The organism is Thermostichus sp. MS-CIW-37, from assembly GCF_054060065.1.
The window spans coordinates 41,197-49,612 of sequence record NZ_JBSSCV010000024.1 but is presented as its reverse complement, the minus strand read 5'-3'; the positions used below and the strand labels follow the sequence as shown (position 1 = coordinate 49,612).

The 8,416-nt window shown below is 56.3% G+C and carries 7 protein-coding genes and 2 pseudogenes; 3 read left to right on the top strand and 6 right to left on the bottom strand.

Going from position 1 to position 8,416, the window contains the following annotated elements; genetic code table 11:
- Positions 1–150, top strand: a pseudogene (locus tag ACVWYZ_RS11040) (photosystem II D2 protein (photosystem q(a) protein)); the annotation flags it as partial.
- A 126-nt stretch (positions 151–276) separates the two neighbouring features.
- Here ACVWYZ_RS11040 and ACVWYZ_RS11035 read toward each other — a convergent pair.
- The 4 genes from ACVWYZ_RS11035 to ACVWYZ_RS11020 all read right to left on the bottom strand — a co-directional run bounded on the left by ACVWYZ_RS11035 (position 277) and on the right by ACVWYZ_RS11020 (position 5,046).
- Entirely contained in the window at positions 277–840 is a 564-nt protein-coding gene (locus ACVWYZ_RS11035; RefSeq protein WP_457467075.1) for a shikimate kinase, read from the bottom strand.
- A gap of 11 nt (positions 841–851) precedes the next feature.
- Positions 852–1,490, bottom strand: coding sequence for a riboflavin synthase (locus tag ACVWYZ_RS11030; protein ID WP_457467074.1), 639 nt, complete (start codon positions 1,488–1,490; stop codon positions 852–854).
- 12 nt (positions 1,491–1,502) lie between these two features.
- Positions 1,503–3,200 carry an ABC transporter ATP-binding protein gene (locus ACVWYZ_RS11025; protein WP_414332172.1) on the bottom strand — a complete coding sequence of 566 codons (1,698 nt, stop codon included), beginning with the start codon at positions 3,198–3,200 and terminating at the stop codon, positions 1,503–1,505.
- 604 nt (positions 3,201–3,804) lie between these two features.
- Positions 3,805–5,046 (bottom strand): response regulator, encoded by a 1,242-nt coding sequence (locus ACVWYZ_RS11020; RefSeq protein ID WP_011433340.1) that lies wholly within the window; start codon positions 5,044–5,046, stop codon positions 3,805–3,807.
- Positions 5,047–5,181: 135 nt separating this feature from the next.
- Between ACVWYZ_RS11020 and ACVWYZ_RS11015 the strand changes: the two are divergent.
- Positions 5,182–5,365, top strand: a pseudogene (locus ACVWYZ_RS11015) (hypothetical protein); the annotation flags it as partial.
- Positions 5,366–5,571: 206 nt separating this feature from the next.
- Here the strand turns inward: ACVWYZ_RS11015 and rph are convergent.
- Complete coding sequence (gene rph, locus ACVWYZ_RS11010; protein WP_011433341.1) at positions 5,572–6,306, bottom strand: ribonuclease PH; 735 nt, start codon at positions 6,304–6,306, stop codon at positions 5,572–5,574.
- 202 nt (positions 6,307–6,508) lie between these two features.
- Positions 6,509–7,261: a DUF561 domain-containing protein gene (locus ACVWYZ_RS11005; RefSeq protein ID WP_457467073.1), complete on the bottom strand. Its 753-nt coding sequence runs from the start codon at positions 7,259–7,261 to the stop codon at positions 6,509–6,511.
- 184 nt (positions 7,262–7,445) lie between these two features.
- On the opposite strand from ACVWYZ_RS11005, the gene speB reads away from it, so the two are divergent.
- On the top strand, positions 7,446–8,369 hold the full coding sequence (gene speB / locus ACVWYZ_RS11000; protein WP_457467072.1) for an agmatinase: 924 nt from the start codon (positions 7,446–7,448) through the stop codon (positions 8,367–8,369).
- Positions 8,370–8,416: the final 47 nt, after the last annotated feature.

Here is an 8,416-nt window from a genome sequence, read left to right as displayed (position 1 = left end):
CGGGCGGCAGAAGACCCTGAGTTTGAGACGTTTTACACGAAGAACATTTTGCTGAACGAGGGGATTCGGGCCTGGATGGCGCCGCAGGACCAGCCCCATGAGCGCTTTGAGTTCCCTGAAGAAGTCCTCCCCCGCGGCAATGCGCTCTAAAGGAAGCTACCCTGGCTGCGTCAGGGATCCGCTCCCGGCGAATCTTAAGTAATCCACTTGAGTATTGAAGAGTTCAGGGATCCCCCAAGGGATCCCTTTTTGTTTTTTGTAATGGGCATGAGGTGGCTAGGAGGGGATCCCATCTCGCAAGCGGGCGCGAATGGCTTGCCAGATCTGTTCAACCAACCGGGGCGGGCTAGTTTCTGACCGGATGGGCACCCGCACATCGGCTTGGGCGTAGAACGGCTCTCGCTCTTGCATCAGCTTGTACAGGGCAGCTTGGGGGTCGGGGGTTTGCAGCAGGGGGCGTTGGCCGGGATCCCGCTTGAGCCGCTGCCAAATCAGCTCGGGGGTCGCATCCAGCCAAACGGTGAGGCCATGGTGCAAGTAGCTCCAATTTTTGGGGCGCAACACAACGCCGCCGCCTGTGGCGATCACCAACCGGGTGTAGCTGCTCAACTGGGCCAACACCTGCGTCTCCAGATCCCGGAAGTAGGCTTCCCCATGCTCGGCGAAGATCTGAGCGATGGAAGAACCCCCCACCTGCTCCACCAGACCATCGGTGTCGAAAAATTGAAAGCGCAACTGGGCTGCCAGCTCCGCTCCCACGGTGGATTTGCCGCTGCCCATCATCCCAATGAGATAAACATTTACGCCGCGCAGGCGCTCAACTTCCTCGGGGTGGATCATGGGAAAGGTACCTAGATATAGCCATGCTCGGCCAGAAACTCCAGAGAAACGCTGCTCTCGGGGGGCAGCAAGCCCAGCAATTTTTCCACATACTTGCCCAAAATATCCGCCTCTATGTTGACGGGATCCCCAACTTGGAGCTGAGAAAGGTTGGTCTCGCGGTAGGTTTGGGGGATCACAGCCACCTTGAACCAGCAGCCCCCTTGGCGCACCTCAGCAATGGTCAAGCTCACCCCATTCACCGCCACGCTGCCCTTGGGTACGATGTAACGCCCGATCTCTTCAGGAACCTTGAAGCTCAGCTCCCAGGCGTTGCCAGTGGCGGCTTGATCCCACAGTTGCCCCACCCCATCGATATGGCCGCTGACAAAATGCCCCCCTAACTTGTCTCCTACCCGCAGCGCCGGTTCCAGGTTGACTGTGCGCGGGCCGAGGGATCCCTGGCCCCAAGTCGAGCGCCGCAGGGTTTCCGGCGAAACATCGGCCAAAAATCCATCGGGCAGAATCTCCACCACCGTCAGGCAAAGGCCGTCCACCGCCACGCTATCTCCATAGGCCAACTGAGGTTGCAACCGGGGACAGGTAACCCGTAGCTGTGAAGAATTGATCAACTGGGCTGTGCCCAAACTTCGAATCAGGCCCGTAAACATTGCTTTGGCTCCTTAGGTTTTGCCGGCTGCCTTTTTGGCTTTCTGTTTTTCTCGCTCTTTGGCTCGTTTTTCGGCAGCGATTCGCTCTTGTCGGGCTTTCTCTTTCTCTTCAGCGATCTTTTCTAGATAGTAGTGATAGTTGCCCTGGTAGGCGACCAACTCTCCGTTGCGAATCTCTACAATCTTGTTGGCCACTTTTGAGATAAAGTAGCGGTCGTGAGAAACAAGGATCACCGTGCCATCGTAATGCTGTAAAGCTTCTTCCAGCATCTCTTTGGCCGGGATATCTAAGTGGTTGGTGGGCTCATCCAAAATCAGTAGGTTGGCCGGCTGAAGTAGCATTTTCGCCAACGCCAAGCGGGCTTTTTCTCCCCCGCTCAAAGCCGCTACTTTCTTAAAAACGGCGTCGCCGCTGAACAAAAAGCGACCCAACAGCGTGCGCACTTCTTCGTTTTTCCAGTCGGGCACTTCGTCATGGATGGTGTCCAAGACGGTTTTGCTCAGATCCAAAGCCTCTGCTTGATTTTGCTCGAAGTAGGCAGGGATCACATTGTGTGCTCCCAATTTCACAGATCCCTCGGTAGGTTGCTCTAGGCCGGTGATAAGACGCAGCAGAGTGGATTTTCCTGCCCCATTGGGCCCCAGAAAGGCGACGCGATCCCCACGCTCGATCAACAGCTCCGCACCCAAAAACAAAATCTTATCTCCATAAATGTGCGTCAAATTCTCGATCTTCACCACCTCGCGACCACTGCGGGGAGCAGGGGGAAAGCGAAACTTGAGGGTACGCACGTCGCCAATGGGCGCTTCGACCCGCTCGATCTTTTCCAGTTGTTTTTCGCGGCTTTTGGCCTGAGTGCTGCGGGTGGCACTGGCCCGGAAGCGATCGATGAAGGTTTGTTGCCTTTCAATTTCCTTTTGCTGACGTTCGTAGGCAGCTTGTTGTGCCTCTCGCCGTTCAGCTTTTTGGAGTAGGTATTGAGAATAGTTACCCAAGTATGTCGTAGAAACTCCTCGCTCCGTCTCCACAATTTGGGTGCAAAGCCGATCCAAAAACTCTCGATCATGAGAAACAATCACCATGGGGATCGTCAAGCTCTTGAGGTAGTTTTCCAGCCACTCAATGGTCTCCAAGTCTAGGTGGTTGGTCGGCTCGTCTAGCAACATCAAATCGGGTTTTTGCAGCAGGATTTTCCCCAGGCTGATGCGCATCTGCCAGCCGCCGCTGAAGGCGCTCACCAACCGATCCCCGTCCTCCGGCTCAAACCCCATTTCCGGCAGGATTTTCTCAATACGCGCCTCCAGTTCATAGCCATGTAAACTCTCAAATTGGCGCTGTAGACGATCTAGACGGCGCAAAAGGGTTTCCAACGTGTCCGCGTCCGCCTGCTCCATCTGTTGGGTGATTTGGGCAATTTCTTGGTGAATGCGGTTTTCCTCTTGAAAGACTGTCCAGAACTCTTCTCGCACCGTTCGGGCGGGATCCACTCCAAATTCTTGGGTGAGATAGGCGATGCGCAGGTTGGCGGGGCGGATCACCTCGCCGCTGGTCGGTTCTTCTTGCCCGCAGATAATCTTGAGCTGGGTGGTCTTTCCGGCCCCGTTTACTCCCACTAGGCCGACGCGATCCCCAGGCTTAACTTCCCAGTTCACATCCTTGAGCACCTCACCGGTGGGATAGATTTTGCTAATGTGTTCCAGTCGCAGCATAATGCTCCTTGGGGATCGGGACCAATTGGAGAAGTGTGGCGTTTTCTTTACATTCTTTACTCGATTTTACGTATTCTTGGGCTCCCTGTCCATGGATCCTGAGCAATTTCTGCTTGATTTCTCCCTCTCATTGATCTTGCCGGGATCCACGACAGCGTTTAATATTTCTGGTTTGCCTTCAGAAGTGCCTGCTGAACCCTGTTCGATCTTTTTTCATGTCTTCAGGGCTTGTTTGTCGGTACCCTTAGTATGGACTCTTTTGCCAGAAGCCTTGTGAGACTTCTCTAAGGCTTAAACGACCTCTAATGCCAGCGGGGAAAAGCCAGTTCCTGAGAGAGATTGAAGTAGCCGGTCGTGATGACAATGAGGAAGGTTGATCGGATAAGTTTTCAGTGTATGGGATGCTTACTTCGTCTCTTGTTTCTGAAATCCCCGGCAACCTATTTTTCTCTTTTGGGCATGTCCTAATGAGCTATCAATCCATTGACATTAGCAGTCAGCCCAGACAAGTTATGGTCTCTTGAGTTGACTTCTTATCTAACATAAAACCTTTGTTGATTTTGACAGGAAAGCCAATGGCGACGGGGATCAACTCAGAAGGACACTACGCCTTGGCTTGATCCTCGAGGGAACGGGGGGATCCCTGAAACAGGGCAGGATGACCTGTTCTGCCTCCCTGAACCGACAGAGGATTTTGTCTGTGGGCAGGCGGCTGTTGGGCCAGAAGCCGCTTCACCTCTGCATTAAGCTGACTTTCGTTGAAGGGCTTGGTCAAGTAGGCGGTTGCCCCCGACCATTTGCCGCGGATGCGGGCCAGCAGACCATCGCGAGCGGTAACCATCAGGATGGGAAGGGACTTAAACTCTTCTAAGCTGCGCACAATGCGGCAAAGCTCTAGACCATCGATCCCCGGCATGGCGATATCCATCAACAACAGGTGGGGCCGATGCTGAAACAACAAAGGAAGCACCTCGGCAGGGTTGCCCGTTGTAATCACCTGATAGTTGGGCAAATACTGCCGTAGGATTTCCTGCATCACCACGCTGTCGTCCACCGCCAAGATGGTTATCGGGTTGTGGCGCTTGGTCTGCAGCAGCTCTTGGGGTGTTTGTAGGCTGACCAAACCTTTTTTCGCCCAGGAGGCAAAGAGATTGGCCACCTCCAGCCGATCCCGGCACAGCTTCTTGGCGATTGCTTCCAGCGACTGGCCATCTTTGGTGAGGGTGTGGAGCTTCTGTCGTTGCTCATCGGTGATGCGGTAGCGGTTGACCCGTTCCCAATTGACCACCGGCACCGCCAACAGGGTTGGGATCGCCACCTTCAAATCTGCCCAGCGATCGTGGCGCCGGGCGGCTTCTTGCAGCAGCGGCTCCAACTCAAACCCGCCAATGGGGGCCTCTTGGGCGACCTGCTCCTGCACCTCAAAGTAACAGGTGCCTGCCCGTTCGAATAGGTAGCGGTCGAAATCGGTAAGCAGGTTGAGCCACAGGGCATCTTCCAGCTCCCCCGGCTTGAGCAGGCCCAATTGCGTGATAGCCTCCAGCAGCTCAGGTAAGGAATGGTCTTTCATCAAGCGCTCTTGCACCACCGAGATGGCCCGCTGTGGCCATTCCAAGTTGAGGCGAGGAATAAAGCGGGAGAGTCGTTTCAGCAGGATTTGCGTGTTGAGGGGTTGATCGGCAGAAAAAAGCAGCCTGCCGTGGTAGTAGGTCAACACCCAGGGTTCCGCACCCTCAGAGGGATCCAGTCCCTTGAGGTGAATGTGCAGATATCCAGTGGTAAACCGCCAACCTTGCTGCCTGAGCAGTGGCGCAAGTTCCTCCGAGCCGAACACAAAACGGGACATGCAGCGTTCTCCGGGCCAACTTCTTCAGGCCAAATGAGCAGCGATTCACCTCAGCCACACGCTCAAACCGTCGAAAGGAGAGCATGACTCTAGTCAATAATAAGCTCAACTATACTGAAAATAATGTATAATATGTTCAGTACGGATTACTACCAGTTGATCTTTCTGTTTACTTTCGAGTCTGCCAACATGGTAGCCAAAGCAAAGCAGAAAATTGGTAGTAAGACGACACGGAAACTGCGCTTTGGGTATTCTACTCAAAGCTTTGCGGGATACCGCCATTCTGGTTGGAAACAAACAGAATGCTATCGCTGCATAGTTGAACAGTGATGTTCAGCAGTGTTCAGCGTAAATGTATCAGCTTCAGAGAGCTCACTTATTTTAACAACTGGCTGATCTTAGCTTTCCCGGCCATTCCTTTACAGCAAGGGAATACCGCTTTGCCAACCAGGATATACACCCATGCAATCCCATATGCAGTGCCTTGAAGGATTACCATTGCAAGGCTAGGGTCCGGCTATGGCTCTATCTTTCTAAATTGAGAGCCTGCCGTTGGGCTTGGAGCAATTCTTGGATCCCGGCTTGGGCCATCTCCAACATTTGTAGCAGTTGCGGGCGACTGAAGCAGGCGGCTTCGGCAGTGCCCTGGATCTCGATGAAGGATCCCTGCTCGTTCATAACAATGTTCATGTCCACCTCGGCTTGGCTGTCTTCCTCATAGCACAGATCCACAAGTACCTCTCCCTGCACAATTCCTACTGAAAGGGCCGCCACCTGCTGCCGCAGCGGGGATCCCTGGGCCGGATCCAGCGCCCCCTGTTTGTACAGCCAAGTGATGGCGTCGTGCAGAGCCACATAGCCCCCTGTGATCGCAGCGGTGCGCGTTCCGCCATCGGCCTGCAGCACATCGGCATCGACGGTGATGGTACGGGATCCCAGCTTGCGAAAATCCAAGGCGGCGCGCAGACTGCGCCCGATGAGCCGTTGGATCTCGGCAGTGCGACCCGATAGTTTCAACATCTCCCGCGGCTGTCGTTGTTGCGTGGCTCCGGGCAACATGCGGTACTCAGCCGTCAGCCAGCCTTGGCCGGTGTTCTGCAGAAAAGGGGGAACTTCTTCGGCCACACTGGCGGTGCAAAGGACATGGGTATGGCCGAACTTGACCAACACCGAGCCAGGGGCATAGCGGGTAAAGTGGCGCTCAAAAGAAACCGGGCGCAATTGAGCAGCGGTGCGATTATCTGGGCGTTGCCAGCTCATGGACAGTTCAAAAAGGGATCCCTCGCATTGTCAACCATGTCTGGGCTCAGGACTTGGAATCTCTGCAGAGCATGACTCGGGGGCGGGTCAACCGAGCCGACGGCCTAAAAAAATGCACCAGCGCATGCTGGCGCGAGAGGTTGACATGAGCACAAAGCCACCCTGGAAGGACGGGGCTGGAAACCCAGGTTTTCGGTCAAGCTTAGACAAGGGCAGGGATCCCAGATCCCCCCAGGGCCTCCACCAACGCCCGCACTTGAGCCACCATGGCCACTTCATCCTGGAGCCGGCTGACAGCTTTGCCCACCCCTACACCTGAAGCGCCGGCAGCAATGGCCAAGCGCACTGTTACCGTCGAGAGGCCGGAAGCGCAGATAACCGGTACCGAGACCACACGGCTAATTTCATAGGCGGCGGCCAGGGTGGGGGCAGCCTTCTCGATCAGGCCCAGGGATCCCCCGTGAACCGGCTCGGCACTGGTGCTGCCCTCGGTTTGGATGAGATCGGCTCCCAGATCCTCCAGTTTCTCGGCCAATTCTGCCTGTTGATTCAGAGGCAGAGTGTGGGGAACGGTTACCGACAAGAGCGTGCGGGGCAGAAGAGAGCGGGTTCGGCGGGTAAGGTCTAGGACTTCCGCTGCGGAGAAGATGCGGCCTGAAGGGTAGAAGCTGTCGTAATTGCCGATCTCGGCCATGTCTGCTCCTGCCTGTACGGCTGCGGCCAACTGCTGCGGCTCCACCGCCGACACACAGATGGGCAGATCGATCTGGGCGCGTACCCGCTGCACCAATTCGGGGCTGGCAGCGATATCCACCCAAGTGGCCCCTCCCTGTTGGGCGGCGCGGGTGATGCTCAGAACCGACTGCAGGTCGAAGTTTTGTAGACCGCTGATGATCTTGAGGGCCCGACGTTGGGCCAGAGCGTCGAAAAGAGCAGCGTGAGAGGCAGTGGTCATAGGCTCGTCAGCTTGTGGAAAGGCAGTCTAAGAGGAGTGAAAACAAATGGCTGCTAAAACTGGGCTTGGGGAAGCCTTTGCTCAGTCTAGAGGGTTTGCCTCAATCCCACAAGGGTCCCTCTTTACCCCATCATCCCAGTCCTTTTGGCTCACCACAATTCTTCAATAGAATAGGGATCCCTTCTTGCAAGCCATCATGTATCGCTCTCCCTTCCCCTTCCTGGGCCTGCCTGAGCCGGATCCGGAGATGGCCCAAGCGATTCTCCTGCCCGTCCCCTACGAGGCCACCACCTCCTATGGCAAAGGCACCGCCAAAGGTCCTCAGGCGCTGTTGCAGGCTTCTGCCTATGTGGAGATCTACGACGAGGTACGGGATCGCCAGCCAGCTCTTCACCCCGACTTCTCGGAAGAGATCTCCCGCTACTGGACGGCCCCCCCGGTGGAGTTGGAAGGTCTGGGATCTTCCGCCCAGGAGCTGGCTATGGCCGAAATCCAGCGTCGCGCTGCCGAGTGGGTGAGACCGGGGCGGTTCCTGCTTTCCATTGGTGGGGAGCACTCCATCAGCGGGCCCCTGATTGCTGCCCACCTGGCCCATTATCCGGAGCTGCACGTCCTGCAAATCGATGCCCACTGCGACCTGAGAGATAGCTACGAGGGATCCCGCTATTCCCATGCTTCTGCCATGGCCCGCGTGGTGGAGCAAGTGGGCAGCCGCCTCACCCAAGTGGGGATCCGCTCCATCTGCGCCGAAGACCGCCAGACCATTCGCGAGCGCCGTCTGCACACCTTTTTTGCCCACAGCCTGCACGCCAAGCCGGCCCAGGAGTGGATCCCAGAGGTGATCGCCACCTTGGGCCCCCAGGTTTACCTGACGGTGGATGTGGATGGGCTGGATCCCGCTGTTGTGCCAGCCACCGGTACCCCCGAACCTGGCGGCTTGGGCTGGTGGGAGACGGTGGAGCTGATCCGGGCGCTAGGACAGCAACGGCAAATTGTCGGCGCCGATGTGGTCGAGCTGTCGGTCACGGGAGAACGGGAAACCGATCGCCGCAGCGCCTTCACGGTCGCCAAACTGGCCTATCAGATCTTGGCTGCGGCCTTGGGTTAAGCTCAAGAAGAGCTTGGCCGGCCATCCCCGGGGCACCTGTTCGAGTT